This is a genomic window from Pseudovibrio sp. JE062, from assembly GCF_000156235.1.
In the GTDB taxonomy this organism is placed as follows: domain Bacteria; phylum Pseudomonadota; class Alphaproteobacteria; order Rhizobiales; family Stappiaceae; genus Pseudovibrio.
This window is the reverse complement of the sequence record NZ_DS996810.1, coordinates 352,424-378,013: the sequence shown is the minus strand read 5'-3', so window position 1 is coordinate 378,013 and position 25,590 is coordinate 352,424. Positions and strand designations below refer to the sequence as shown.

The following is a 25,590-nucleotide window of genomic DNA, read 5'->3' as shown; positions in this document are numbered from 1 at the left end:
GAGCCTTTGCCGATTATTCCTAGAAAATTCAGTGATAGTGGCTGTTTCTCTATCCAACACGAAACAAAAACAAAGCCCCCAGCCATTTGAAAGGTGCCAAACACATGTTTCTCAGCGTCTTTGAAATTTTCAAGATCGGCATTGGCCCGTCATCATCCCATACCATGGGCCCGATGACCGCCGCTGCACGTTTTCTGGATGAACTGAGAGACGGTCGACGGATATGGCCCGGTGCCGGCGCACCAAAGCGCCTCCGCTGCACGCTTCACGGTTCCCTGGCATGGACCGGCAAAGGCCACGCAACCGACAGAGCCGTTGTGCTGGGTTTAGCAGGCTGCACCCCAGAAACATTGGATCCGGATGAGGCTGAAGCCCTTGAGAAGAAGATCGCCGAGGAAAAGAAAGTCCATCTGCCAGACCTGCCTGAGCTGGACTTCGATCCCGACAAAGACGTGATCTTTGACTTCGAAAAGAACCTACCCGGCCACGCAAACGGCATGGTGATCGAAGCGTACGATGCGCAGGATCGCCTCCACCTGCAGGAAACCTTCTACTCCATCGGCGGTGGTTTCGTTCTGACGGAAGAAGAGCTTGACCGCATGAAAGCAGCGGAAACTGCTGGCAATGACGCTCCCGATGAAATAAAAGGCATGCCTTATCCATTTGCCACAGCAAAAGAAATGCTGGAGATGGGTCAGAATTCCGGCAAGACCATCGCTCAGATGAAACGCGCCAACGAGATCACCTCGCTTGATCCACAAGAGTTGGACAACAAGCTCTGGCAAATCTGGGAAGTTATGGACGGCTGCATGGAGCGCGGCCTCAACACCGAAGGCGAGCTACCGGGTGGCCTGACCGTGAAACGCCGTGCAGCAGCCATCAAGCAGCAGTTGGAAGATGAACGCGGCAACAACATGAGCATGCCGCACGTCGCCAACGACTGGCTCTCCGTTTACGCTATGGCGGTGAATGAAGAAAACGCAGCAGGTGGCAAAGTCGTCACCGCACCAACAAACGGTGCAGCAGGCGTAATCCCAGCAACCGTCAAATATTATCGCGAACACTGCCCGGGTAGCAACGACGAAGGTATCAAAACCTTTCTGCTCACCGCAGCAGCAGTCGGTGGCATCATCAAACACAACGCCTCTATTTCCGGTGCAGAAGTGGGCTGTCAGGGCGAAGTCGGCTCAGCAGCAGCCATGGCAGCAGCAGGTCTCTGTGCAGCTCTTGGCGGCACCAATGAGCAGATTGAAAACGCTGCAGAAATTGCTCTGGAGCACCACCTCGGCATGACCTGCGATCCAGTTGGTGGCCTCGTTCAGGTGCCATGCATTGAGCGCAATGGCCTTGGTGCCATCAAAGCAGTTTCAGCTGCCTCACTGGCACTGCGCGGCGACGGCTCTCACTACATGCCACTCGACAATTGCGTTGAAGCCATGCGCCAGACCGGCGTTGAAATGAACGACAAGTACAAAGAAACCAGTAAAGGCGGTCTGGCAGTCAACCTGCCAGAATGCTGATCGATCAGGTTTCGGTGGCGGCAGGTTTCTGCCCCACCATCATCTGGCGTTTTGTGCCATAGCCTTTGATGCGCTCAACATCAAAACCCGCGGTTTGCAAATTGCGGCGCACCCATCCAGCAGCTGTATAGGTGCCAAACGTACCGCCAACAGCAGTTTTCTCACCAACAGCCAACATCAGATCTCTGCCCCAAAGTTCCGGGTTCCGTGCTGGATTGAAGCCATCCAGGAACCAGGCATCCACCGGGAATGACAGAGTAGGCAGCATCTCGCGCGCATCACCAACACCCAACAGCAACCGCACCCCATCAATGGTAATCGGGTTCCAACCCGGCTGAGGGTTCCAGGCTGCCAGCAGCTTGTCTTTGAGAGTTTTAAGCTCAGGCCATTGAGAAAGCGCTTTGTCAATCTCTGCCGCATCCATCGGATAGAGCTCAAACGAAACATAAGTCAGTTTCGTCCGCTCCGCCTCAGGCAAGCTTAGCAAAAGCTCCAGAGTGGCCAGAAAATTAAGTCCGGTTCCAAATCCCAACTCAGCAATGGTAAATGACGGGGCACTCTTCCAGCGTTCTGGAAGCTTGTTACCCTGCAGAAATACGTAGCGCGTTTCGCCTAATCCACCGGCTTTGGAGTAATAAGTATCTCCAAACTGCGACGCATACGGCACATTCGCATCATCCCATTCCAATTTTGGGCGCTCTGTCATATGTCTAAGCCAAATCTCTAACGTACAAATCGGTTGGGCTTATACCCCAACCTGGGAAATAAAAAAACATGACCTACGATATAGTTGTTGTTGGTGGGGGAATTTTCGGACTCAGCGTCGCTAAAGCCGCACTCGGAAAAGGCTTGAAAGTCGCTCTTCTGGAAAAGAACACGATTGCTTCAGGTGCAAGTGCTGGTCTCGTCGGCGCTTTGATGCCTCACGTTCCTAGTCAATGGAACGATAAGAAGCAGTTTCAGTTAGACGCCCTAATCGAACTCTCCGATATCGTAGCAGAGCTTGAAGAAGCCACAGGCATGTCCGTCGGCTACAGCCGCGCAGGCCGATTGATCCCGCTCTACACCGAACACAAGCTCGAACATGCCCTCTCCCGCGTTGAAGAAAGCAAGCAGCGCTGGAGAAGCGATGAAACCGGCTTCACCTTCAACGTGGTGAAAGAAACACCGTTCAGCGACTGGCTCACACCGGACGCAGCCCCCCTCGGCATCATCTGGGATACTCTGGCAGCACGCGCCAATCCGCGCCTCGTATCAGCTGGCCTCAAAGCTTTCCTCGAAACTCGCATCGATATCATGGAACACACTGAGTTCCTCGGCTTTGATGAAACCACCGGCACAGTCTCTCTCGGCAACGGCGAGACCCTGACAGCAGATCGCATCGTTCATTCCGCAGGCTATGAAGGATTTGGGCCGCTCAGCGAAATAGCAGGCAAAACCATCGGCATGGGCGTAAAGGGACAATCCCTTCTGCTGGAATACAAAGCTGAAAAGCCTCTGCCGGTAATCTACGATGATGGTATCTACGTTGTCTCCCACGCCAACGGAACTGTCGCAATCGGCTCTACTTCTGAGCAAGAGTGGACCAGCAAAGAGCCTATAGAAGCTGACATCCAGACTATGCTCAAAAAAGCAACTGGCTTCTGCCCGACCCTCAAAGGCGCTCCAATCATCACCCGTTGGGCTGGCATCCGTCCAAAATGCAAAAAACGTGATCCATTGGTTGGCCTCATTCCGGGGACTGAAAAAACTTGGGTGGCAACCGGAGGCTTCAAAATTTCCTATGCCATCTCCCACCGCATCGCAGCTTGTCTGATGCAGGAAATGTTCCCGGAACAGGGCAAACCAATTCACCTGCCAGAGAGCTTCAAGCCTACCTTCCACTTTGGCTAAAGCAACTCACCATAACCCGTAAGCGGTTTCCCCCTCTATTTCAGGGGCATACCGCTACCGGCAATTGGCATTTTTTCATGGGCTCATTGCGGAAATTAGCTCTAAATATAGAAAAATGAGGCATACTGGATCTTGCAGGTGCCTCAGTTCAAAGTTACATGAAGAACAACTCTGTTTCCTGAGCTCTGTCTTAAAGGAAGCAATTTAGAAAGTTCATCTCCGCAAACTTGGAGTTTAACCAGTCCATGCGCGCTATTCTTGATGTCGTTTTCATCATCTTAAATCTTTACACGTGGGTCATTATTGCAAACGTGATCTTCTCGTGGCTCTACGCGTTCAACGTGGTGAACTCGAACAATCAGTTCATCGCCATGATCGGACAGACGCTCTACAATCTGACTGAGCCGCTCCTGCGCCCAATCCGCCGGTTCCTGCCTGCAATGGGTGGACTGGATCTTTCACCGATTGTGCTGCTGCTCGGCATCTTTCTCATCGAGCGCGTCATTGGCCTCTACATCTACCCCTACGTATTCTAAGTAGTGGCAGACGAACACCCTTGGAAACTGCAGGCTGACGGAATTCTCATTACCGTCCGCCTCACCCCCAAATCCTCCAAAGATCAGATTGAGAAAATCGGCGCACAGTCTGACGGACGTCCGCTTGTTTTGGCGAAAGTTCGCGCAGTGCCGGAAAAGGGCGCAGCCAACAAAGCCGTTGCAGCCCTGTTTGCAAAAGCACTCTCTGTTCCAAAATCTTCAGCTGAATTAATTGCAGGCTCCACGGCCCGTATAAAAACGCTGCGCGTTCTGGGTGAACCGCAGGATCTGGCAAAAAGGCTAGAAGATCATCTCTCCTAGCCTTTAAAGCATTTAGTCTTCTAGCTTACGTGCTTCTTCTTCCAACATGATCGGAATGCCGTTCCGAATTGGGTAAGCCAGCTTAGCAGCGCGAGAAATCAACTCCTGGTTCTCAGCGTTGTACTCAAGCGTTGTCTTCGTCACAGGGCAGACCAACAACTCCAGAAGGCGTCGGTCCAGCTGTGGCGCTTCAAATTCGCTCATAGAGCCCTCATTCATCTCTTATCATTACTTGCATTACTGAAGAGTGCTACCAGCACCACCGTTGCCTCGTGCCAGCTCCACTTCAGCCAGCGCAATCAGCGTATCCGCACGCACTTTCAGATTCTCTGTTTCCAACAGAGCCTGCTTCTCTTTAGGTCCATAAGGACTCATCATGCACAGTGCATTGACCAATACCTCGGTCGAAGCAGAATTCACGCTATCCCAGTCCGCTTCCAGATCATTCACGCTCAAATACTCCTTGAGCGTTGAAAGCAGCAGCTCGCGGTCTACATCGTCTTCACCAAGACCTGTCTTCAGGTCACTGGCAAATCGGGTCGGATCCACATGCCCACGACGAAACGGCGCACGTTCTTCCAACTCACCACGAAGCTCAAAGCGGGAAACACCGGAAAGCGTAATCAGATAGCGGCCATCACCACTCTCCTGGAAACCGGTAATACGCCCCATACAGCCAACGGTGCAAAGCTTTGGCCGTCCGGCCAACTCTTCATCGCTTGTATCAAACTGCGGCTGAATAACACCAATCATCCGGTCAGTGCGCAAAGCACTGTCGATCATCGCGGTGTAGCGCGGCTCAAAAACATTGAGAGGCATATGGGAGCGCGGGAGCAAGATAGCTCCCGGCAAAACAAACAACGGCACAACCTGCGGCAGATCATCCAGACCTGCGTAGGTCGCATTTCCAACAGTCATCGAGGCCACTTAAGTGCTCTCCGCTCTTATCATTAGGCCAAGATTACGAGAATAAAATTGAGGAGAGTTTACGGCGACCGTAAACAGCACCTGCATCTTTGAAGCCCCAGGCCTCAAAAAACTGCAGCAACTGTTTGCGTGCACCATCTTCATTCCACTCGCGGTCACGGCGAATAATTTCAATCAGCTCATCAACAGCACCGGTCTTGTCGCCTTTACCGCTCAATGCAAGCGCAAGGTCAAAACGGGCCTGATGATCATCTGCATTTGCTTCCACGCGCTCACGCAGTTCAGCAAGGTCGTCCAGTCCTTCTGACTGTTCAGCAAGTTCCAGCGCAGCCTTAGCCGCAATAAACTGCTGAGAATCCTGCTTGTCTTCCGGAACCATGTCGAGCATCTGCTTGGCATGTTCCTTCTCACCAAGAGCGAGATAGCACATAGCAAGGCCACTCAGTGCATGCACGTTACCAGCATCAATAGAAAGCGCTCCGCCGTAAAGCTGCGCTGCTTCCGGATAACCTTCCGCATCGCGAAGCTCATCAGCCTTCTCAAGCATCACTTCCAGATCGCTTGGACCAATCTTCACGCCGATGCGGTCGAGGAACTTTTTAACTTCACCCTCGGTCTGCGCGCCCATGAAGCCATCAACAGGCTGGCCACCTTTAAACGCAAATACAGCCGGAATCGACTGAACACCCATCTGACCCGCAACTTCCGGGTACTCTTCGATGTTCATCTTCACCAGCTTAACAGCGCCATTCGCTTCCTTGACCACTTTCTCAAGCGTCGGAGTAAGCTGCTTACACGGACCACACCAAGGTGCCCAGAAATCAACGAGAACAACCTGATTACGGGAGCCCTCGATTACGTCCTGCACAAAGGTCTGAGTGGTCGTATCTACAATCAAGTCAGCCGCAGCTGCAGGAGCAGCGGTTGGGGAAGCCGCACCAGCCTGCGTGTTGGTCTGGTAACCACCGCCATATCCACCACCAAGGGAGCCTCCAAAGCTGCCACCTACGGAATAACCGGATCCACTCATTATCTTGACCCTTTACCTGAACTGGGAGCTGCTTTTATCAGCGCTCCGCATATCAAAACCTTTAACTGCTGCCTAAAATGGTCTTAGACGAGACCAATTACAATTGGCGATCACTCAGTTTTTATAGATCTTCAGTGACTTTCTGCGCCTCAGCAGACACCGCAAGCACTCTGGCATCATGCCCACACGCCTTTGCAAAAGCCATCAGCCCATCTGCCGAAATCGCTGTCGAAGCGTTGTTCAGCAGCGGATGGAAGTTCAGAATCTCCTGCTCCATCATGTTCGCGTCAAACACAACAGAAACCCGCTGCTCCTCGCGATCATTGATCAGAGAAAACGGTGTCACAGATCCCGGCGTTACACCCAGAACCTCTTCCAACAGATCAGCCTTACCAAAAGAAACACGACCAGATGCACCAATGATGCCGGAGATCTTCTTCAGATCAATCGTAGCATCATGAAGCGCAACAACCAAAAAGAGATTCCCCTTCTTGTCTTTCAAAAAGAGGTTCTTGGTGTGCCCGCCAGGAATACGATCATGCAAGTCAGCAGACTCAGCAACCGTGAAAACCGGTTCATGATCAATGGTAGAAACCGGAATGTTCAGTTCTTCCAAAAAGGATATCAGTTGCGAACGGCTTGCTGGCATATAGAAGAACCTCCCCCAAGTCTCTGAGATAAACCAAATGTTTGCTACACAATTGCTGCACCGTTTTAAGCCACCCATAAAAAAAGGCAAGCAGTCCATAAGAACTGCCTGCCTCTCGCAAACCGGGGGCGAATAGTTTGCTTAGTGAGCCGTCATGACAGACGGATCAGGGAGTGGTGTAGAATCTGTCCGAACTGGAAGGATCGGATACTCAACAACCGGCTGCTCACCTGTAAGGGTCTTCAGGAAAGCAGTGATTGCATCAATATCTTCTTCAGTCAGTTCCGCACCCAGCTGAGAGCTGGCCATAATGGCAACTGCCTGTTTCAGATCCCAAACTTTACCTGAATGGAAGTAAGGGGCTGTCAGATCGATGTTACGCAGTGGAGATGCACGGAAAACGTATTCTTCCTCTGCGGTTTGAGTGACAGCAAAGCGGCCTTTGTCGTTTGCCGGAAGAACATCAGCACCAGGTTTCTCAACCACACCAAATGGATAGTACCCTTCACCACCAATGTTCACACCGCCATGACAAGCAGCACAACCGGTGTCCATAAACGCCTGAAGTCCCTGCTTCTCCTGAGCACTGAGCGCGTTTTCATTGCCCTCAAGGAACAGGTCAAACTTAGACGCAGGCGTGATCAGAGTGGCCTCATAAGCTTCGATAGCCTTCGCCATATTGTCGAAGTTCGTCGCTTTATCTTCACCGGGGAATGCTCTCGCAAACTGCTCGGTGTAGCCAGGCATACTGTTCAGCACAGCTTCAACCCGCTCTGGCGTGCTGGCCATTTCAACACCAGCCTGCACAGGGCCTTTTGCTTGTTCCTTCAGGTCTTCAGCACGACCATCCCAGAACTGAGCAAGGTTGAATACAGCATTCAGAACGGTAGGCGCATTGCGCGGCCCCTTCTGCCATCCATGGCCGATGGATGTTTCCAGATTGTCATCCCCACCCATGCCAAGGTTGTGACAACTGTTGCACGACAACAAACCAGAGAGCGATAGCCGCGGATCAAAAAACAGCTTGCGCCCCAGATCGATTTTTTCGCGGGTGATTGTGTTGCCTTTTACAGTAGGTACAGCGTGCGGGATCGGCTTGAAGTAAGAGCGCGCCTCTTCCAACAACTCAGACTGAGCCAAGGCTCCTCCCTGAGCAGCTAAGCTGAGAACAGATGCGCCAATCAATGTCTTAATTATGGCTCGCATGAATTCCTCCATCATCACGAGATAATGGATTTTAGAATCACTACAAACAAAAGCACATTGATGCAACCGCTTGACATTTACTATAGCATTCTCAAAACTAAAACCCCAACACAACACCAACTCTATCGATGCAGTATTTAGATTTATAAAAAATATTCAGAATATGAATTGAAGATATACTTACAAATACATTAATATTAGAAAATACTAATCATACAGCATGTACAGTTTATCTCTTTTTGGATTTAGAATAACTCTAATATAGTATTCTAATTGAGTACTCTCAAAACCTGCAACTTGCGTTTCCTAAGGGCAGCACTGGATCGCTGAAAAAGTTCTCAGCTAGTATACAAATCTGTATGTGCGACATACTGCCCCCACTTACAAAATGTGATCTCGCCCCTCTCTGCTAAAGATTTCTCAGCCATGATCTCACAGACAATTTTCCCAGTCAGACAAAAAAATTCCTGATCCCATTGAGATATATGAGATAACTAAATTCTTTTTTGCAGCTTGCCACCTCAACTTCCGACAAAATCACATAGGTTATTTTGCGCAGATGCAATTATTTCCACAACGGGAAAAACACCTTATAATTTAGCATAAAGCATTGTATTTAAACACCTTATAAGATCAGCCTCACAACAGTTACGTCCACAAACGCTTGGAAATCCCACAATGAATTTCAAATTCCTTGTTGCATTCACCCCGAGCTTTTGTCATATAGCTCCCACCTCACCGACGGGGCCGCAACAAACGGTCCTAGCGAAACAGAATGCGGGCGTAGCTCAGGGGTAGAGCATAACCTTGCCAAGGTTAGGGTCGTGAGTTCGAATCTCATCGCCCGCTCCAGTTTCTCTTAGAAGCTGAGTTTTCGCGAAGTTGGAATTTTTTGGATATGCGGGCGTAGCTCAGGGGTAGAGCATAACCTTGCCAAGGTTAGGGTCGGGCGTTCGAATCGCCTCGCCCGCTCCAAAAAACAAAAGAACCGCCGCAAGGCGGTTTTTTGTTATCTAGACTTCTTTTCCCAAACAAAGCTTTACACGGTTTCTTCCTCTTCCAGCCAAGGAGGGAATGGCGTGTTCTCAGCTGACATGATGTTCATGAACTGCGATTGAAAGTAATTCGTTCGCCCCAACACAGGCAAGAACTTCTGCCGGAAAAGGCGAATAGCAGTATTGTTGGAAGCCAAAAACCGCGTCCCAGAATCCACTGTCTTCAAAACGTCCGCAGCAACTGGCCTGCGATCTAACATATATTGATGCGTATGGCCGGTAGAAACCTGCCACGCCAGCCACGCTGCATCCTCAATCCCTAAATTCATTCCTCTCCCACCAAAGGGTGAGTGCACATGCGCTGCATCCCCAACCAGAAACACACGGCCCTTCTGGTATAGGTTCACCAGCCTGTGCGAGATGCGGAAGGTTGATTTCCAGTTGACCTTATTGACCTTCAGGATCGGCGGCATGTTCTCCAACGGATCAACATGATCCGCAACAATCCTTGCCCGCGTCGCAGAAAACGGGATGACCCCAAAGATGTTTGGCGACCGGTCAAACATAGTCGGCCCATCCATGGAAAGCGTCGGCTCCAACTCCACATCCGCCAGCCCCCAATCCTGCAGATAAGAACTACCTGAGAATGTCAGCCCCATCTGCGAGCGCACAACAGAGTGAGCCCCATCTGCACCAATCACCATCGGCGGATGAAGCACTTCCTCTTTACCGCTGCTTGTTTCAAGCACAGCAGTAACCTTGTCATCCTTCTGCTCCAACCGCAGCAACTCGCATTCCCGTTCAACTGGAACGCCTTGTTCAGTCAAATGCCGCTCCAAAATAGTCTCAGTCTCATACTGTGGCAGAGCCAGCATGAAGTTGAACGGCTCACCCAACTCAGAAAGGTCCACTTCCAACAGCTCATCACTTGGCCCACGAAAATGGACATGGTTCATCCGCCAGCCCTTCTCCAGCAGCCTTCCGGTCACGCCAGAAGGCTTCAGAATTTGCATTGTTCTGGGATTGATCGCGAGTGCGCGAGACTGAGCATGAGGACGCGAGTTCTTATCAATGATACGGGGCGTGAACCCACGCCGCTTCAACTCAATTGCAGCAGTCAGCCCACTGGGCCCTGCTCCAACAATCAAAATGCGTCCTCTTTGCATTGCAATCCTACCGTACAGAAGGCTTTACACAGCAAGCTTATGCAAAAGACGCTGTAGGAGCGTTGAACCAGTAACGCGAACTTTAATCACTCTTGGAGGAGCTTGTTTGCCCTTCTTGACCAGGCACAGGATTTAGCGTTTACCTGCGCCATCAAGCTCTCGAGAATGCCCTAAAGGATAGTAATTGATGACGACGCCCTGCCCGTGCCAATCAGGAAAAGACTTCGAAGTCTGCTGCCAGCCTTTTCTCGAAGGCAAAGTCCTGCCTGAAACGGCAGAGCAACTTATGCGCTCCCGCTACAGCGCTTATGCGACACAGAACGTTGACTATCTGAAAGAAACACTCTGGCCGCGTTATCAGAAAACCTTCAGTACCATCGAAGTTGCTGAGTACGCCCGTCAAACCCAATGGGTTGGCCTCGATATTTTGGCAACCGAAAAGGGTCAGGCAGAAGATGCAAAAGGCAGCGTCCTGTTCTGCGCCAAATATCTGGCTCACGGACAATTTGGAGAGCAGCGTGAACTCAGCCTCTTCAAAAAACGCAAAGGCCGCTGGTACTACGTTGAACCTTTAGAAGAAGGTGCTCGCCTCTAAAGGCACTTTTCTCATTATATAGACGCAATTTCTGACGAAGACCCACACTAAAGCGAGGTCTTCGTTTTACTTGATGCAGATAGCTGGCTCCCAGCAGCCAATGCCCCTCCCAGCACCAACTGAAATTCCAAAACTAGGCCCAAAGTGGGAGGCATGACCGAGGGTAATCCTCACTTAATCAGGCCTATTCCGTCTATTTCAGCTCATTTCAGAGTGCATTTCCTAAGCCAGCTATGAGTTTCCCACACCTTTAGGTTGCACGCCTCAGCACCCCTCTTTTTCCGATAAACATACCTTAGCGTAACGACTTAGCAGAATCGCTACAAGGTTCGCACCAGCTCCACTGCATCCAATCTTATTAAAATTCGAAAAAAAACTATTTCAAAATATCAGATTCTATGTGTATGACGCACAAATACAAACACACACCGGGCATCTTATAAATGAACGTGATTCACGCTAATAGAATGGAATTCATGAAGTGGAGATCATTAATACAAAGCACACCGAATACAGTAGGATCAGGATGTGAAATCTACGAGTCTACTAAAGAACTACATTTAAACGACGGATCACTCGCTCTCATAAGTAAACCTAATCATGAATGCATAGAATTACTACAAAACTTTTCTCACAAAGAACTTACAGAAACTCAGTACCTTCAGTTCCGTGCCTACAAACTTGTCGAGACAGGTTTTGGAGGCCGCCGATTTTGGGCAGTTAAGATCGTTGCAGGCAAACATCCAAAAAATCCTGGCTTACGATTGGCAACTGTTGGATGGGTCAAAGGCACCACAATGAAACGCGCGTTCACCGAAATAAAAAAAGTACTCAAAGGTGACGCACAAATCTGCAAAGACCCACGTCATTAAACATCAAAATAAGCTGGCAAATAGCCATTGCTGAACACATCACTCCAAATCACTGAAATGCACGCGCTAACATAACTTTCTTCAGCCTCAAGTCCGAAAGTTCCCTGCGAACGGCCCCCGACCACACCAAACAACAAATCAAAATTGATGGCTCATAAAACAGGCCACCATCGCAGCGCCTACCCTTTTAACTCCTTAGCAGGCAAACCAGCCACAAAGCTCATGCTTAAAGAAATCCACTCCCGAAGCGCCGCCTGATCACACACCTCAGCTGCAACAAACACCAGTCCACCCATTCGCCGACCACCAAGCTCCACAATCTCGGCCCCTTCACGCCCGAGAGCCTCTGCTTCATTGTCTTTGCCAACCCGAAACATAAAGCGAGGTTCTTCACTCTTAATACGATGCGCACCAGCCAGCATGTTCCCATCCAGAAAGAAACAAAGACCACCCATCATCCGCTTCTCCGAAATCCCCATGATCCCCTCCAACTCCACCCGAAGCCGATCACTCAATTCCTCATCATAAGCCATGGAATCTCTACTCCTGAGCCACAACAGACAATTCTTAAGACACCGCACAAGAGAACAGCCTGAATTACAAAATAACTCATCCCGAACTGGAGGGGATAAATCGCTAGTGGAAGTTTCGCCCTCGCGGCAAACTATGACGCGCCTTTTGGGCGAGTTCAGCATAATCTTTTGCTACTTCCGGAACTTCCTGCACCAACTTCGCTAATCCTTGCCCAGGCTGGATTTTCGCAGCTAACTCAATAACTGGACGACGCACTTCATCTGCATGAGCCAAACCGGCATCTGCAAACTCAGCAACTGACAACTGACCAAGCAGATCTGTCATATCTTCCAAATGCTCGGCGACCACATGGATGACACCTTCAGCACTCTGAAGCCGCCCTGTTACCTTGATAAAACGGGTGCCAAGTACCAGCGCACGATATTTTTCAAAACATTTTGGCCAGACGATCACGTTCGCAATACCGCTCTCGTCTTCCAGCGTCATGAAAATCACTCCCTTCGCAGATCCCGGCCTCTGCCTCACAAGAACAAGCCCAGCCACCGAAACTTTGCGTCCAGCACGCAAATCTTTCAAATCATCGCACAAAATAACGCAAGACTGCGCGAGAGACTTTCGCACGAACCCAACAGGGTGACCTTTCAGAGAAAGCGTTAAGCTTTGATAGTCTGCCATAACATGCTCACCAGGCAACATTGGAGGCAAGTGAACATCTGGTTCTGGCCGCAATTCATGCAAGTTAGCTTGATCAAAAAGAGGTAGTCTTTCAGCCGCCCCACCAGCCTCCAAGCCTTGTGCAGCCCACAATGCTGCTCGCCGATCCAAACCAAGTGACCGAAACGCATCAGCTTCTGCAAGCTTGGCAATAACAGAACGCGACAATCCCGTTCTCAGCCAGAGGTCGCGAACAGAGTCATACCCACGACCACGCACAGCAACGAGTTTTTCCATATCAGCTTCAGCTAAACCTTTGACACTCCTGAATCCCAGCCGTACAGCATGGTCAGATTTAATCGTGCCCTGCATTTCCTTATGCCGAGGATGCAAGCGCCGCCACGCCTGCGCATCAGGCTCCAATACAGCATCCCAACTGGAGAGATTGATATCCACTTCCCGAACATCAACACCGTGCTCCCGCGCATCCCTCACCAGTTGCGCAGGGGCATAAAATCCCAGAGGTTGAGAATTAAGCATGGCAGCACAAAACACATCAGGATACCGTGCCTTTAGCCAGCAAGAGGCATAAACCAGCAGAGCAAAACTCGCTGCATGGCTCTCAGGGAAACCATACTCCCCAAACCCCTCAATCTGCTTAAAGCATCGTTCTGCGAAGTCTTTTTCATATCCACGAGCAACCATCCCATTGACCATTTTGTCCTGAAACGTCTTGATGGTTCCAACACGACGAAAAGTCGCCATAGCACGCCGTAAACGATCAGCTTCACCGGGAGTAAATCCGGCAGCTACGATAGCAATCTTCATCGCCTGTTCTTGAAACAGCGGGACCCCAAGTGTCTTACCCAGCACGTCTCGAAGTTCTTCTTTAGGAAAGTTGACCGCTTCTTTCTTTTGCCGACGCCGCAAATACGGATGCACCATGTCACCTTGAATAGGGCCAGGCCGCACAATCGCAACTTCAATCACCAGATCATAAAAAGAACGCGGTCTTAGCCTCGGCAACATGCTCATTTGAGCGCGGCTCTCAATCTGAAACACCCCTAACGTATCAGCCCGGCAAATCATATCGTAAACTTCAGCTTCTTCCTCTGGTAAGCTTGCAATCGTCCAATCTTGATTATAGCCTTTTCTTAATAAAACCAAAGCCTTACGAATAGCCGTCAACATCCCGAGAGCAAGCACATCAATCTTCAAAAGCCCAAGAGACTCCAGATCATCTTTGTCCCACTCAATTGTAGTGCGATCCTCCATCGCAGCATTCATCACCGGCACGACTTCATCCAGTCGCCCCTGAGTAATGACAAAACCACCAACATGCTGAGAGAGATGGCGAGGAAAGCCAATCAACTCCTTGGCATACTTAAGAACTTGAGCAACCACGGCTTCCTGAGGATCTAAACCGGCATCTCGTACCTGCTCCGCATTCCCACCTCCAGAAGAACGTCCCCAAATCGTTCCCGACAAGGCCCCCGCCGCATCCTCCGACAGACCAAACACCTTGGCAACTTCCCGCAGGGCGGAACGAGATCGATAGGTAATGACTGTCGCAGCAAGCCCTGCCCGTTCTCTTCCATATTTCTGATAGATATACTGAATAACCTCTTCCCGCCGCTCATGTTCAAAATCGACATCAATATCAGGAGGCTCTTTACGTTCAGGAGAGATAAAACGCTCAAACAGCAAACCGGCTCGTTTAGGGTCAACCTCTGTAATGCCAATGCAAAAGCAAACAACAGAGTTCGCTGCGGATCCACGCCCTTGGCACAAAATGTTTCTGGATCGCGCAAACCTAACAATGTCATGCACTGTCAAAAAGTATGGAGCGTAGTCCAACTCTTCAATTAAGTTCAGCTCATAGGCGATCGACTCTCTTACACTTTCAGGAACCCCTTCAGGATATCTGATCTGCGCTCCTTCTTCCGCCAATCGAGCAAGTTCTTGTTGAGGAGATAAACCCGACGCTATTTCCTCCTGAGGATAGTCATATCGCAATTCTGAAAGACTAAAATTTATCTCATCCAGAATTCTCAAGGATTCAGTCAATGCCTCAGGGCAATCATGAAATAGCTGCTCCATCTCCTCATAAGTTTTCAGGTACCGCTCAGCATTAGCCCCCAGCTTACGCCCAGCACTTTCAAGTGTTTCATGCAGACGAATGCAGCTCACAATATCCTGCAATGGACGCCGCGCAGCTTCATGATAGAGCACGTCATTTACAGCCAGAATGTTGAGGCCACATGCATCCGCCAACTCCATCATTTGCAGCAGGAAGCGTCTATCACTAGCCCCATACGTCAAGGCTACAGCCAAACGCACCTGCTGTCCGAATACTGCAACCAATGCTTCTAATGTCGTTTTGAGTGCTGAGAGATTGGTTCTATTTTCCAAGCGGCTCATAATTGGAGCTACAACAAATCCCGGTCCCTGTGCCAATAGGTCTTCAAGACGCAAATGACACTCTCCTTTAGGTGCCCGGCGATTACCAATTGTAAGCAATCTTGTCAGACGACCATAAGCTTCCCGATCAATGGGCCAACACAGAATTTCAGGAGAACCATCGACGAAGCAGAGTCGCACTCCAGTCACCATACGCAGCTCTGCAGTATCAGCAGCAACATGAGCACGCACAACGCCAGCAAGCGAATTGCGATCACAGACACCCAGTCCACTTAAACCAATGTTTTTCGCTGTAAAAACAATCTCTTCCGGCTGCGAAGCACCCCGCAGAAATGAGAAGTTAGTTGCGCAGCAAAGCTCCGCATAACCGGAGCCGCGCATCAAAGGCGATCTCATGGTAGCTCCATTTGAAGTGTGCTTTTTAAAGCGGCAATTCAAGTCCGCATATGTCAGGCATACAAACCTTGCAGATACCAGCGAGGCACTTCATTTTGCGCCCCATACAAGCCTTCCCGATAGAGCCAGAAACGTCTACCTTCCCGGTCCTCTACACGGTAATAATCACGAACACCTGCTGCACTGCGCCACCAGGGAGGAGCAATTCTTTGCGGCCCCTCGCTCGAGGAAATCTCGTAAGATGCCTTTCGCCAACGAAACCGTAATGGAGGCCCTTCAGGTACCATCGCCACAGCTTCGACAGGCTCTCCACGTGGTAACATTCTTAAGGGATACTCCAAGGGAGCTTCCTCTTCTCGCTCACCATCAACGTCAGCCCAATAAAGAGCGTTTTCACGAACGGTAGCGGCAGGTACCAATGCACTTTGCACTTCAGGTAAATGCTCATCACATGGCAGGAATCGACTGACTTGAGCCAAGCCCAAACGCGCGCCTAGACGATCGACCAGCTCAGCTAAATCATCTTCATGATGACTATTACCTTCCAGATTCAATTGGGCAGCAGAACAACACTGTGCCTCAAGCACCGCCAAACGAATTAAGTCATAACCAAAACCGGCATCTAGCTCATCACCAACTGTTTTCAGCCTCTCTCTGAAAAGCTGCAAAACAAGATTGGGTGCACGTATTGGACCACTGGTCCCTACTGCAAGGCGATTTACGACTCCATCAACCCGAAACAGCACCAACTCAAAGGCCCTGCCGCCTTCCTGGCGTTTCTCGAGCTCTTTCTGTAAGTTTTCTGAGAGGGACTGAATAACAGCAACAACATCATCCTCTCGTGCAATTGGCTCAAAAAAGCGCCTTTCGACAACAAGAGCAGGCGTATAAAGCCTGGGAGAAATCGGCTCCCCCTCCATTCCCAAGGCCTGATCCAATCGCCTAACAAGATCCTCACCAAACCGGTTTGCCAAGGGGGCACGTGGCCTGTCTAACAGATCACCAATCACTGTGAGACCAACACGCATGAGGGAAGTTACAATATTCTCTTCAACCCTCAATAACTCAATGCTTAACGGCTCCAAAGCATCACGTTGTTCTCTGGGGGCAATAACACCACCATCACTTCTAGCGACAGCCCATGCAGCGCCAACAGTATCAGCAACTGCCCCAGACACGTGAAAGCCTTGCAGTTTAAGACGATTAAGGCAGTCATCGAGCATTGCCTTCTCACCACCGAAGAGATGAGCACAACCTGAGATATCCAGCAATAAAGTGTCATCACCAACAACAGCAACAAGCGGCGTATAACGGTCACACCAATCAGCTAATGCAGCCAATAATGATTCATTAGCCTCTGGAATGTCCTCTTCAGATTGCACATCTGGTACCCGTGCCCGTGCATCACTCAGAGCTTCTCCTAGAGATAGTCCCTCTTCTTTTGCCGCACCATTGACGCAGCTTAAACGGTAAGCATTGTTGACTTTGCGATAAACGATGATCGGCTTAACGGTATGCTCGCAAAGCCACGACTTGCCCTGTTCTCTCCGGCAAACTCGATCCGTTGCCAGTTCGGCGAACCATAGGCATAGAATACGTTGGCGCTTCTTTGAAACAGCGTTTTGCATGGTTCCACTCCAAGTCACAGAAGCCTGGTCGGCCATCTCTGTTTTTCTCCAAGGTCACCCGCCATCCTGGATTACCAACAAAAGCACGAGAAGGCATGAACCTTCGTGCACGAACTGCCCCTGAAAAGCGTGAAGTTTTGGGTGCAATACGCCAACGACTTAAAGCCGCACTCGGATGTGCCTGCGCACCATGACGCGCAAGAAGCACCGGCACACCCGATTGCTCTGCACGTAAAACCAATCTCCGTGTAACCGTCAGATCAAAATTCCGAAAAGAACCAGCAATTTCCCCCACAACAGCACAAAGCGTAGAGCACTGTGCACCTTCCTCCATCGCCCATAAAACCTCTTCAGTTTTATTAGGTTGAACGAAAACAATTCGTGCCGGATCTACACCAAACTGCGCCAAGCCAGGTGGATAAGGAATTCCGGTTTCTTGCTGCACAGTTCTGTCTGTAATCCAAAGTACCGCACCAGCTCGCTGCTTACTTATTAAGCTCAAAAGTGCGCATAAGAACCCAGACAATGCACCTGAAAGACGCATCTCACTGGCATAGAATTCATGGAGCGATGCACCATTGAGGCCATCTCTGGCAAATAATCTGTCTAACTTAGAGACACCAAGCACAATCCTCGAAGAGAGTTCGTTGCTTTCTGATGCGCGCGTACATTGCACCTCGCCAAGAGGAGCCGGTCCCTGCTCAGTTTGGGCGGACGCAGGGACCGGCGCAAGCTGAACTGCTGAGGGGAGGCGTCCCTCTAACACCGCTAGGCGGTGGCGCAGCTCTGCAATTTGCGATTTTTTCGCGTTCATATCACTCTCGGCAACTTTATTTTGTTCTCTATATGTTCTCATATTGATTCCGCCAAATTGCGCAAGAGTCAAGCACCAAAAACCATCAAGATATCAGCATAAAAATTTCACAGCGCTACGACTTCAGCTAAGCCTCTGTTTTCATTTGGAGACAGATCGAGGCAGCAATCCCGGCATCTCACATTCTGAAAATATTAATTTTCATACTAGTAATAATTGACCAGAAATAATTAGGGCATATCGCGTGCAAGAACTCCTCCTCAAATGGGCAGCGGTGCTTTTACCCCACAGCACCCATGCAAAACTGCTGCCGATTCTGGAAAAAATACTCAGCACTCTCTTCAGCAAAGGCGAAGCTGGAGGAGCGCAGCGATCTGCCTTACTCGTCTTTGCGCTGCGTGTCGCCAGTGCTGCGCTCGCTTACATCATGCAGGTCATTCTGGCCCGCTGGATGGGAGCCTCAGAGTACGGCATCTTCATTGTTGTCTGGACGGTCGTCATCATTTTGAGCGTCTTTTCAGGGCTCGGCTTCTCAGTCTCCCTCCTCCGCTTCATCCCGGAGTATCTGGAAAAGAAACAATACGACCTCCTCAACGGCCTACTCTTTAGCGCCCGCTTCCTTGTTCTGCTCAGCTCAACAACCATCGCCGTCATTGGCGTTGCGATTGCCTGGCTCTTTTCTGATTTCATCAGCAACACTTACATCCTGCCGCTTTATCTGATCGCCATCTGCCTGCCCATGCACACCTACACAGGCATGCTGGAAGGCATTGCCAGAGCGCAAGATTGGCAACTCAAAGCCATGGTGCCAGACTTCATTGGACGGCCCTTGCTAGTGCTCGCATTTATGCTGATTGCACTCTGGATGGATTACCCACCAACTGCGGTAACAGCTTGCATTGTCACCATCGCAGCTGTCTGGGCCATCACCTTTGTCCAGACAATCATGATGGAAGTATCCCTGCATAAGGTCCGTCACCCTGCTCCACGCAAACTGCAGATTAAGTCGTGGCTGCTGGTGTCCGTGCCAATGCTGGCGGTAGATGGCTTCTTTCAGCTCATCACCAGCTCTGATGTAATCCTGATCGGCCTCTGGCTGTCTCCAGATCAAGTCGGCATCTATTTTGCTGCATCACGCACCCTCGCATTGATGCATTTTGTTTATTATGCCGTCCGCGCCGCCAGCGCTCCACGCATGGCGCGGCTCTACCATTCCAACGACAGAGCTGGTCTCAAAGACTTTGTGGGCAGCGCTGCTAAAATGACCTTCTGGCCAACACTGCTGATGGCTAGTTTCATCATGATTGTCGGGCCTTTCCTCCTCTCCCTGTTTGGTGAAGATTTCGCCCAAGGCACACCAATTCTCTACATTCTCATTATCGGAGTGCTTGCTCGTGCAGCTGTCGGCCCCGTAGATGCATTGTTGACCCTCTCAGGTCACCAAAACACCTGCGCTAAGATCTACGCCACAGTCTTCGTTGTGAACCTCATTCTCAACTCTGCACTCATTCCGGTACTAGGCCTTTACGGGGCTGCTCTGGCAACCACCCTGGTCATCATTTTTGAAGCATGTGTTCTTTATCGCAGCGCCTACAGACTTCTGGGCCTGCACACATTCATTTTGCCATTGAAGAGACGGGAAACTCCAGTCAATGAAGCAGGATAGCGCCACCATCAAACTGCTGATACCCGGCAAGGACGAAGCCGCAGACCATCTGTGGCAAGACCTCTCCCAACATGCGCTGGAGCCCAACCCGTTCTTCTCCAGAAGCTTCGTAACGGCCTTCAACAAACATAAGGCAAACCACTCTATCAAGCTGCTATTGGCATTGGATCCTTCCGGCACAAAAGCCCTTGCAGCTCTACCGATCATGAAGGTTAGGCGCGGTCTTCTCTTTAAACTGCCCAGTGCACTGGCTGGAGATTATGGCCCACTCAGCACCTTGCTCCTCTCTGAAGAAGTAACACCAGCAGTCCTGAACAACTTACTCGAAGCAGCCTGTAATCTGAGCCCAGCAAAAACATTGCTACTTCCGTTCCATGGAACAGAGGGCGCTACCTATAAGCAGCTGCAGAGCACCCTGAGCATGCACGACTGGCAGCAACACGTTGCTACTCAGGAAACCCGTGCATTCCAGCCAGCTGGCCCTGAAGGACAAGTCGCGTTTGACGCTTTGAAAAAACGCTCATCATGGAAGGGTGCCTTTAAGAACCAACGTCGACTGGAAAAGCAAGGCACACTCTCCTTCTCCATGCTGGAAACTGCAGAAGATACTCAAAGAGGTCTTGAGGAGTTCCTGAATCTTGAAGCTGCAGGATGGAAGGGCAAGCAAGGCACGGCCCTGCTCTCCAGAGATCCTGACGCAGCCTTCACGCGCGAGATGGTCATAAACTCAGGCAAATCTGATGGCATTCGCATTGGTCAGTTGCACTTGGATGACAAGCTAATCGCAACCAACATCCTGCTCCGCGAGCAAGGCCGCGTCTTTGGCTGGAAAACAACGTTTGACGAAAGCCTCGCCAAGTTCTCTCCCGGACAACTGCTCATCTACTACAGCACACAGAAGCTCCTGGAAGACCCGGATTTTTCCGGCGCGGACTCTCTTTCGACACCAGACAACCAAATGGCCAACAAAGCCTGGACGGCAAGGTTCTCCTACACCACGCTCCTCATAGGCAAAGGCCCACTGGCCCGCTTAGCAATGCGGGAAGCAGAAACCGGCGCTCGCATAAAACAAGCATTGAAGAGCAAACTGAAGAAGCTGCTGGGTCGCAAGTAAACGCTAGCCTTCCACCAACTCAGCTTCTTCCTGCGCTCTGCTGCGCAAGATCCGGCGAATAACCTTCCCGCTGGTCGTCAAAGGCATCTCGGAGACGAACTCAATCTCACGCGGATACTCGTGGGCAGAAAGGCTCACACGCACATACTGTCGAATATCATCCACCAAGCCCTCGCTCGGCTCATAGCCATCTTTCAGCACAACATAGGCCTTCACGATCTCAGTGCGCACAGGGTCAGGCTTGCCGACCACGGCGGCCAATCCGACAGCCTCATGTTTGATCAGGCAGTCCTCAATCTCTGTCGGCCCAATGCGGTATCCCGCAGAGGTGATCACATCATCATTTCGCCCGACAAAGTGGAAATAGCCGTCAGCATCAACGACGCCCTGATCACCTGTCAGCATCCAGTCACCCAGAAACTTCGTCTCATCCGCATCTGGACGCTGCCAATAGCCGAGGAACATAACCGGCGTACCACGGCGAACCGCAATCTCACCCTGCTCTTCGGGTTCACAAATAGAACCATCTGGGCGAATGACAGCAACCTCATGCCCCGGCACTGGCTTACCGATCGCACCAGCACGAGACACGCCTAAGCCAGCTCCGGACCCAAGAACGAGATTACATTCCGTCTGGCCATACATCTCGTTTGGAGCGACACCAAGAGCTTCCTGACACCAGACAAACGCCTCACGCCCCAAAGCTTCACCAGCCGAGCAAACCGAACGCAATTGAAGCTGATCTGAGTACTTACGATGATCCACGCTGCGCATCATCTTTAAGGCCGTCGGGGGAATAAACGCATTGCGAACACCGTGACGCGCCATCAGGTCAAAAGCACCTTCTGGATCAAACTTATCAATCCGCGCCGTTACAACAGGCACCCCGAACTTCAACGAGGGCAGAAGGGCATTCAACAAGCCGCCAGCCCACGCCCAATCAGCAGGTGTCCAGAACAAATCACCAGCTTGCGGCAGCATTTCATGGGCCATCTGAATGCCCGGCAGATGCCCAAGCAGCACACGATGAGCAAGCAGAGCGCCTTTCGGCTGTCCTGTCGTGCCTGAGGTATAAATCATCAATGCAGGATCATCAGGCCCTGTCGCACAGCCCTCAAACTGATCAGAACCTCGCTCTAACAAGCTCCAGAACTCAAGAGCACCGTCACCAGCTCCATCAACGCAGAGCACGTGCTCAAGAAACGGCAGTTGCTCACGAAGTGCAGAGAGCTTTTCAAGCCCAGCCTGATTAGTGATCACCACCTTCGCACCAGCATTCTCTAACCGATACCGCAGCGCTTCTGGCCCAAACAAGGCAGCCAGTGGCACAGCAATCGCGCCAAGCCGATAAATGGCAAGATGAGAGACAGCCGTTTCAGGGGCCTGTGGCAACAGCAAAGCCACACGGTCTTGCGAAGCGACGCCTAGAGACTCGAGCGCATTTGCAAGCTGGCAGGAGTTTCTTTTAAGGCGGCCATAACTCCACTTTTCTACATCGCCAGAAGGCAGCACATGCAGCAATGCGGTGCGATCCGGCTCAACATCAGCCCAACGATCACACGCATCCTGAGCAATGTTATAGTGCGTAGGAACATTCCAACGAAACGCCGCGCGCAATTCCTCGTATGAAGTCAGTGGTGGCAGCACACCAGAATTCCTCTAGGCCCAAAATAAATAGTGAGGAGAGTGTACCGCTGCAGCGCACAATGAGAAACTGGCCTTTGGTCGTTCTTTTAGCAAGAACCCGAAAGGGGGTTAACGCGGTCCGGCGACAACCAAACTCCAGAAAACCTTATACTTTGAGCGCGGGGCATAAGCCGTTGCAATGCCAATACGAGTTCCCTCAGCATCCAGCATAACCGCATTGTGCTTTTGAGAGTCACGCCAACCAGAGAAGGCTTCTGCCCATCTGCGATAACCTGCGCTCAGGTTATTGACCGCATGCACATCACCCAGCCCGGCATTCTTCATCAGAACAGAAAGCTTTAGATCACCCTTACGGGCCGCATTTACATCCTCAGCTCGGGCCATACCATCAGCCTGAGCCTGCGCAACTCGCATCAATTCAGGATCAACAGTGACAGGAGGCAGGTCTTTTTGCGAGCGATAGCTGGAGATCATCGAAGCGACGGTGCTCGCATCAATTTGGGCAGAATGGCTCTCCAGATTTTGATAGTAGCTAGGCGTTTCTTCGGTACTGACACAACCAGAAAGCGTCACACCAACGGCAAGAAAGAGAGCAATGCCCGCACCACGAAACATCTTCATGCAAAATCACTTTTCGGCAAAATTCGAATCTCAGAGCCACACTACCTACTAAATAAGGCAAACCAAGCTCAAACTAAAAACACACGCATAAGTGAATAAAAAAGGCCGGGCGAACCCGACCTTTCAAAACAAAAAGAGAGAATGCTCAGGAAGCTTCTTTCAAAGCATGAGGCTTAGCTGGCGCTTCCGCCTGCTCATCCTTGGCTTTCTCTTCAGTACCGTCATCCGCTTCCTCAGAATGCTCTTCTGGCGGCGTCAGTACACTGCCCATCTCTTCAGGGCTTAGAACACCCATGAGGCGTCCATCCTCGCACACAACAGGAACCGGATAATCCGCTTCCAGAGTGGTCGGCAGAGCTTCTTCCAAAGTGCTTTCCAGCTCCACTGCATTGCTGTCATCAGCAAAGGCATAAAGAGATGGACTATCACCGGGCTTAGCAACCTCCTCAGCGAGGGCTTCCTGCGTAACGATACCGCGGAACTCTTTGTCCTCAATCACATAGCCGAAGTCTTCATCATGACGACGCATATCAGCCAGTGCTTTTTCCATATTGTCATGGGTAATGCGCAAGGCTGGCGGCTGCATAACGGTATCAACTGTCAGCACCCGGGCACGGTTCACATCACGAACAAACGCACGCACATAATCATCGGCAGGCTCAAGCAGAATTTCAGGCGGCGTACCAACCTGAGACAAGACCCCATCCTTCAGGATCGCAATCTTGTCACCAATACGCAGCGCTTCATCCAGATCATGCGTGATGAACACGATGGTCTTATGAAGCTTTTCCTGTAGCTCAACCAACTGATCCTGCATCTGAGAGCGGATCAACGGATCAAGCGCGGAGAACGCCTCATCCATCAGCAGAATGTCAGCATCAGTCGCAAGCGCGCGGGCAAGGCCCACACGTTGCTGCATGCCGCCAGAGAGCTGGCTTGGATACTGATCTTCAAAACCAGCAAGCCCTACCGTCTCAATCCATTCACGAGCAGTCTGTTCCCGATCCGCCTTCGCAATGCCCTGCACTTCCAGACCATAAGCCACGTTCTGCAAAACAGTACGGTGCGGCATTAGGCCAAAGCGCTGGAATACCATGGACATGCGATGACGGCGGAAGTCTTCCAGCTCTTTCATGGAAAGGCCCATAACATCCTCGCCATCCACCAGAATGTGCCCGTCAGTAGGCTCAATCAGGCGGTTAAAGTGGCGGATAAGCGTGGACTTACCAGAACCGGAAAGGCCCATGATCACAAAGATCTCGCCCTTCTCAATGCTGAGAGAGACATCATGCAAACCAAGGGTGTGGCCAGTTTCAGCCAGCAGCTGATCTTTGCCCATACCATCTTTGACTTTGGCAAGCTCTCTATCGGGAGCGCTACCAAAAATCTTGGTAATGTTTTGTACTTCGATCAATGCCATGTCAGCGCCTCACCCTGTTACCTTGCGATGCGCCTGCATCCGTTGTCCGGCAGACTGTGTGATACGGTCAAACACAACAGCAAGAACAACAATTGCCAAGCCGCCAAGCAAACCCTGCCCTGCATCATTGCGCTGCAATCCAAGCAGAACGGTTTCACCAACGCCACGTGCACCAATCATGGACGCAATCACGACCATAGCCAACGCCATCATCATAGTCTGGTTAATGCCCTGCATGATGGATGGAAGCGCAAGTGGGATCTGAACACCCTTCAGGATCTGCCAACGCGTGGCACCAAAGGCCCGGCTCGCCTCAACAACCTCAGCATCAACATAGCGAATGCCAAGATCAGTCAGGCGGATGAGCGGCGGAGCGGCATAGATAACGGTCGCCAGAATAGCTGGAACCTTACCCAGACCGAACAACATCGCCGCCGGAATGAGATAAACAAAGCTCGGGATTGTCTGCATCAGGTCCAGCACCGGATTGAGCAAAGCTCTGAAACGGTTTGAACGGGCGGAGATAACACCAAGCGGCACGCCGATAATCACCGAAATGAACACAGCAACCAGCAGAATTGCCACTGTCTGCATCGCCTTTTCCCAAAGGCCGAGCGTACCAATAAACCACATCGCGGCCACCATCACCGCGCTAAGCCCCCAACGGCGGCTAGCAGCAAAGGTGATCAGCCCGATGCACACCAGAATGATAACCGGGTCAGCCCCACGCAGGAGCCGCTCCAGCCTCACCAGCAAAAACAGGATGGAGTTGGAAAAGGCTTCAAATCCATCGCCGTAGTTCACGACGAGAAAGTCAACCAGATCGTTTGTGGAAGTTCGGATAGGCTTCCCAAAGTTGGGAAACACGTCGAAAGCCATGTGATCCTCTTATTCTTAGCAAGGATCACGGAACCAGGTCCCGTGATCGTTTTCTTATTCGCTAATTCTCAAAAAGCACTCAGGTC

General features: G+C 51.0%; 23 protein-coding genes and 2 tRNA genes. 10 read left to right on the top strand and 15 right to left on the bottom strand.

The window, feature by feature from the left end:
• Positions 1–104: 104 nt before the first annotated feature.
• Complete coding sequence (locus PJE062_RS16490) at positions 105–1,520, top strand: L-serine ammonia-lyase (protein ID WP_008550566.1); 1,416 nt, start codon at positions 105–107, stop codon at positions 1,518–1,520.
• Positions 1,521–1,524: 4 nt separating this feature from the next.
• On the opposite strand, the gene mnmD is transcribed toward PJE062_RS16490, so the two are convergent.
• Positions 1,525–2,226: a tRNA (5-methylaminomethyl-2-thiouridine)(34)-methyltransferase MnmD gene (gene mnmD, locus PJE062_RS16485; protein ID WP_008550725.1), complete on the bottom strand. Its 702-nt coding sequence runs from the start codon at positions 2,224–2,226 to the stop codon at positions 1,525–1,527.
• A gap of 68 nt (positions 2,227–2,294) precedes the next feature.
• Between mnmD and PJE062_RS16480 the strand changes: the two genes are divergently transcribed.
• From PJE062_RS16480 to PJE062_RS16470, 3 genes are all read left to right on the top strand, one after another.
• The gene (locus PJE062_RS16480; RefSeq protein ID WP_008550596.1) at positions 2,295–3,413 is read left to right on the top strand and encodes an FAD-binding oxidoreductase; all 1,119 of its coding nucleotides are present in this window, start codon (positions 2,295–2,297) and stop codon (positions 3,411–3,413) included.
• A 245-nt stretch (positions 3,414–3,658) separates the two neighbouring features.
• The gene (locus PJE062_RS16475; protein WP_008550528.1) at positions 3,659–3,949 is read left to right on the top strand and encodes a YggT family protein; all 291 of its coding nucleotides are present in this window, start codon (positions 3,659–3,661) and stop codon (positions 3,947–3,949) included.
• 3 nt (positions 3,950–3,952) lie between these two features.
• Positions 3,953–4,270: a DUF167 family protein gene (locus tag PJE062_RS16470; RefSeq protein ID WP_008550648.1), complete on the top strand. Its 318-nt coding sequence runs from the start codon at positions 3,953–3,955 to the stop codon at positions 4,268–4,270.
• A gap of 12 nt (positions 4,271–4,282) precedes the next feature.
• Here the strand turns inward: PJE062_RS16470 and PJE062_RS16465 are convergent, their stop codons facing one another.
• The 5 genes from PJE062_RS16465 to PJE062_RS16445 form a co-directional block, all read right to left on the bottom strand.
• Positions 4,283–4,474, bottom strand: a complete 192-nt coding sequence (locus PJE062_RS16465; RefSeq protein ID WP_008550557.1) for a Trm112 family protein — start codon at positions 4,472–4,474, stop codon at positions 4,283–4,285.
• A gap of 33 nt (positions 4,475–4,507) precedes the next feature.
• On the bottom strand, positions 4,508–5,188 hold the full coding sequence (locus tag PJE062_RS16460) for an LON peptidase substrate-binding domain-containing protein (RefSeq protein ID WP_008550327.1): 681 nt from the start codon (positions 5,186–5,188) through the stop codon (positions 4,508–4,510).
• A gap of 43 nt (positions 5,189–5,231) precedes the next feature.
• Positions 5,232–6,227 (bottom strand): thioredoxin, encoded by a 996-nt coding sequence (gene trxA, locus PJE062_RS16455; protein WP_008550693.1) that lies wholly within the window; start codon positions 6,225–6,227, stop codon positions 5,232–5,234.
• A gap of 121 nt (positions 6,228–6,348) precedes the next feature.
• Positions 6,349–6,876 carry a prolyl-tRNA synthetase associated domain-containing protein gene (locus PJE062_RS16450; protein WP_008550710.1) on the bottom strand — a complete coding sequence of 176 codons (528 nt, stop codon included), beginning with the start codon at positions 6,874–6,876 and terminating at the stop codon, positions 6,349–6,351.
• A 141-nt stretch (positions 6,877–7,017) separates the two neighbouring features.
• Positions 7,018–8,082, bottom strand: a complete 1,065-nt coding sequence (locus PJE062_RS16445; protein ID WP_008550521.1) for a cytochrome-c peroxidase — start codon at positions 8,080–8,082, stop codon at positions 7,018–7,020.
• Between the two features lie 777 nt (positions 8,083–8,859).
• Between PJE062_RS16445 and PJE062_RS16440 the strand changes: the two genes are divergently transcribed.
• Positions 8,860–8,934 (top strand) — tRNA-Gly (locus PJE062_RS16440).
• Positions 8,935–8,982: 48 nt separating this feature from the next.
• Positions 8,983–9,057 (top strand) — tRNA-Gly (locus tag PJE062_RS16435).
• A 64-nt stretch (positions 9,058–9,121) separates the two neighbouring features.
• On the opposite strand, the gene PJE062_RS16430 is transcribed toward PJE062_RS16435, so the two are convergent.
• The gene (locus tag PJE062_RS16430) at positions 9,122–10,225 is read right to left on the bottom strand and encodes an NAD(P)/FAD-dependent oxidoreductase (RefSeq protein WP_008550655.1); all 1,104 of its coding nucleotides are present in this window, start codon (positions 10,223–10,225) and stop codon (positions 9,122–9,124) included.
• A gap of 205 nt (positions 10,226–10,430) precedes the next feature.
• Here PJE062_RS16430 and PJE062_RS16425 point away from each other — a divergent pair, with 205 nt between their 5' ends.
• Together PJE062_RS16425 and PJE062_RS26390 are read left to right on the top strand one after the other, a co-directional pair.
• Positions 10,431–10,838, top strand: a complete 408-nt coding sequence (locus PJE062_RS16425) for a YchJ family protein (protein WP_008550584.1) — start codon at positions 10,431–10,433, stop codon at positions 10,836–10,838.
• 476 nt (positions 10,839–11,314) lie between these two features.
• Complete coding sequence (locus tag PJE062_RS26390; protein WP_128647530.1) at positions 11,315–11,710, top strand: hypothetical protein; 396 nt, start codon at positions 11,315–11,317, stop codon at positions 11,708–11,710.
• 179 nt (positions 11,711–11,889) lie between these two features.
• Here PJE062_RS26390 and PJE062_RS16420 read toward each other — a convergent pair whose 3' ends face one another.
• The 4 genes from PJE062_RS16420 to PJE062_RS26920 all read right to left on the bottom strand — a co-directional run bounded on the left by PJE062_RS16420 (position 11,890) and on the right by PJE062_RS26920 (position 18,199).
• The gene (locus PJE062_RS16420; protein ID WP_008550339.1) at positions 11,890–12,243 is read right to left on the bottom strand and encodes a TfoX/Sxy family protein; all 354 of its coding nucleotides are present in this window, start codon (positions 12,241–12,243) and stop codon (positions 11,890–11,892) included.
• 103 nt (positions 12,244–12,346) lie between these two features.
• Positions 12,347–15,700 carry an error-prone DNA polymerase gene (locus PJE062_RS16415; RefSeq protein ID WP_008550161.1) on the bottom strand — a complete coding sequence of 1,118 codons (3,354 nt, stop codon included), beginning with the start codon at positions 15,698–15,700 and terminating at the stop codon, positions 12,347–12,349.
• Positions 15,701–15,768: 68 nt separating this feature from the next.
• Positions 15,769–17,214 (bottom strand): DNA polymerase Y family protein, encoded by a 1,446-nt coding sequence (locus tag PJE062_RS16410; RefSeq protein ID WP_083793271.1) that lies wholly within the window; start codon positions 17,212–17,214, stop codon positions 15,769–15,771.
• Between the two features lie 7 nt (positions 17,215–17,221).
• Positions 17,222–18,199, bottom strand: coding sequence for an ImuA family protein (locus PJE062_RS26920; RefSeq protein ID WP_083793266.1), 978 nt, complete (start codon positions 18,197–18,199; stop codon positions 17,222–17,224).
• A 202-nt stretch (positions 18,200–18,401) separates the two neighbouring features.
• Here PJE062_RS26920 and PJE062_RS16405 point away from each other — a divergent pair, with 202 nt between their 5' ends.
• Positions 18,402–19,823, top strand: a complete 1,422-nt coding sequence (locus PJE062_RS16405; RefSeq protein WP_008550158.1) for a lipopolysaccharide biosynthesis protein — start codon at positions 18,402–18,404, stop codon at positions 19,821–19,823.
• The gene (locus tag PJE062_RS16400; protein ID WP_008550320.1) at positions 19,810–20,937 is read left to right on the top strand and encodes a GNAT family N-acetyltransferase; all 1,128 of its coding nucleotides are present in this window, start codon (positions 19,810–19,812) and stop codon (positions 20,935–20,937) included. The genes PJE062_RS16405 and PJE062_RS16400 overlap by 14 nt, the downstream gene beginning before the upstream one ends.
• 3 nt (positions 20,938–20,940) lie before the next feature.
• Here the strand turns inward: PJE062_RS16400 and PJE062_RS16395 are convergent, their stop codons facing one another.
• The 4 genes from PJE062_RS16395 to PJE062_RS16380 form a co-directional block, all read right to left on the bottom strand.
• Positions 20,941–22,584: an AMP-binding protein gene (locus PJE062_RS16395; protein WP_008550678.1), complete on the bottom strand. Its 1,644-nt coding sequence runs from the start codon at positions 22,582–22,584 to the stop codon at positions 20,941–20,943.
• A gap of 108 nt (positions 22,585–22,692) precedes the next feature.
• Complete coding sequence (locus tag PJE062_RS16390; protein WP_008550633.1) at positions 22,693–23,205, bottom strand: CAP domain-containing protein; 513 nt, start codon at positions 23,203–23,205, stop codon at positions 22,693–22,695.
• A 145-nt stretch (positions 23,206–23,350) separates the two neighbouring features.
• The gene (locus PJE062_RS16385) at positions 23,351–24,625 is read right to left on the bottom strand and encodes a glycine betaine/L-proline ABC transporter ATP-binding protein (RefSeq protein ID WP_008550735.1); all 1,275 of its coding nucleotides are present in this window, start codon (positions 24,623–24,625) and stop codon (positions 23,351–23,353) included.
• Positions 24,626–24,634: 9 nt separating this feature from the next.
• On the bottom strand, positions 24,635–25,492 hold the full coding sequence (locus tag PJE062_RS16380; protein ID WP_083416910.1) for a proline/glycine betaine ABC transporter permease: 858 nt from the start codon (positions 25,490–25,492) through the stop codon (positions 24,635–24,637).
• Between the last annotated feature and the right edge of the window lie 98 nt (positions 25,493–25,590).

Coding starts and splice junctions, on each gene's coding strand:
- PJE062_RS16490 (WP_008550566.1), top strand. CDS start 105: ATGTTTCTCAGCGTCTTTGAAATTTTCAAGATCGGCATTGGCCCGTCA.
- mnmD (WP_008550725.1), bottom strand. CDS start 2,226: ATGACAGAGCGCCCAAAATTGGAATGGGATGATGCGAATGTGCCGTAT.
- PJE062_RS16480 (WP_008550596.1), top strand. CDS start 2,295: ATGACCTACGATATAGTTGTTGTTGGTGGGGGAATTTTCGGACTCAGC.
- PJE062_RS16475 (WP_008550528.1), top strand. CDS start 3,659: ATGCGCGCTATTCTTGATGTCGTTTTCATCATCTTAAATCTTTACACG.
- PJE062_RS16465 (WP_008550557.1), bottom strand. CDS start 4,474: ATGAGCGAATTTGAAGCGCCACAGCTGGACCGACGCCTTCTGGAGTTG.
- PJE062_RS16460 (WP_008550327.1), bottom strand. CDS start 5,188: ATGACTGTTGGAAATGCGACCTACGCAGGTCTGGATGATCTGCCGCAG.
- trxA (WP_008550693.1), bottom strand. CDS start 6,227: ATGAGTGGATCCGGTTATTCCGTAGGTGGCAGCTTTGGAGGCTCCCTT.
- PJE062_RS16450 (WP_008550710.1), bottom strand. CDS start 6,876: ATGCCAGCAAGCCGTTCGCAACTGATATCCTTTTTGGAAGAACTGAAC.
- PJE062_RS16445 (WP_008550521.1), bottom strand. CDS start 8,082: ATGCGAGCCATAATTAAGACATTGATTGGCGCATCTGTTCTCAGCTTA.
- PJE062_RS16425 (WP_008550584.1), top strand. CDS start 10,431: ATGACGACGCCCTGCCCGTGCCAATCAGGAAAAGACTTCGAAGTCTGC.
- PJE062_RS26390 (WP_128647530.1), top strand. CDS start 11,315: ATGAAGTGGAGATCATTAATACAAAGCACACCGAATACAGTAGGATCA.
- PJE062_RS16420 (WP_008550339.1), bottom strand. CDS start 12,243: ATGGCTTATGATGAGGAATTGAGTGATCGGCTTCGGGTGGAGTTGGAG.
- PJE062_RS16415 (WP_008550161.1), bottom strand. CDS start 15,700: ATGCGCGGCTCCGGTTATGCGGAGCTTTGCTGCGCAACTAACTTCTCA.
- PJE062_RS26920 (WP_083793266.1), bottom strand. CDS start 18,199: ATGAGAACATATAGAGAACAAAATAAAGTTGCCGAGAGTGATATGAAC.
- PJE062_RS16400 (WP_008550320.1), top strand. CDS start 19,810: ATGAAGCAGGATAGCGCCACCATCAAACTGCTGATACCCGGCAAGGAC.
- PJE062_RS16390 (WP_008550633.1), bottom strand. CDS start 23,205: ATGAAGATGTTTCGTGGTGCGGGCATTGCTCTCTTTCTTGCCGTTGGT.
- PJE062_RS16385 (WP_008550735.1), bottom strand. CDS start 24,625: ATGGCATTGATCGAAGTACAAAACATTACCAAGATTTTTGGTAGCGCT.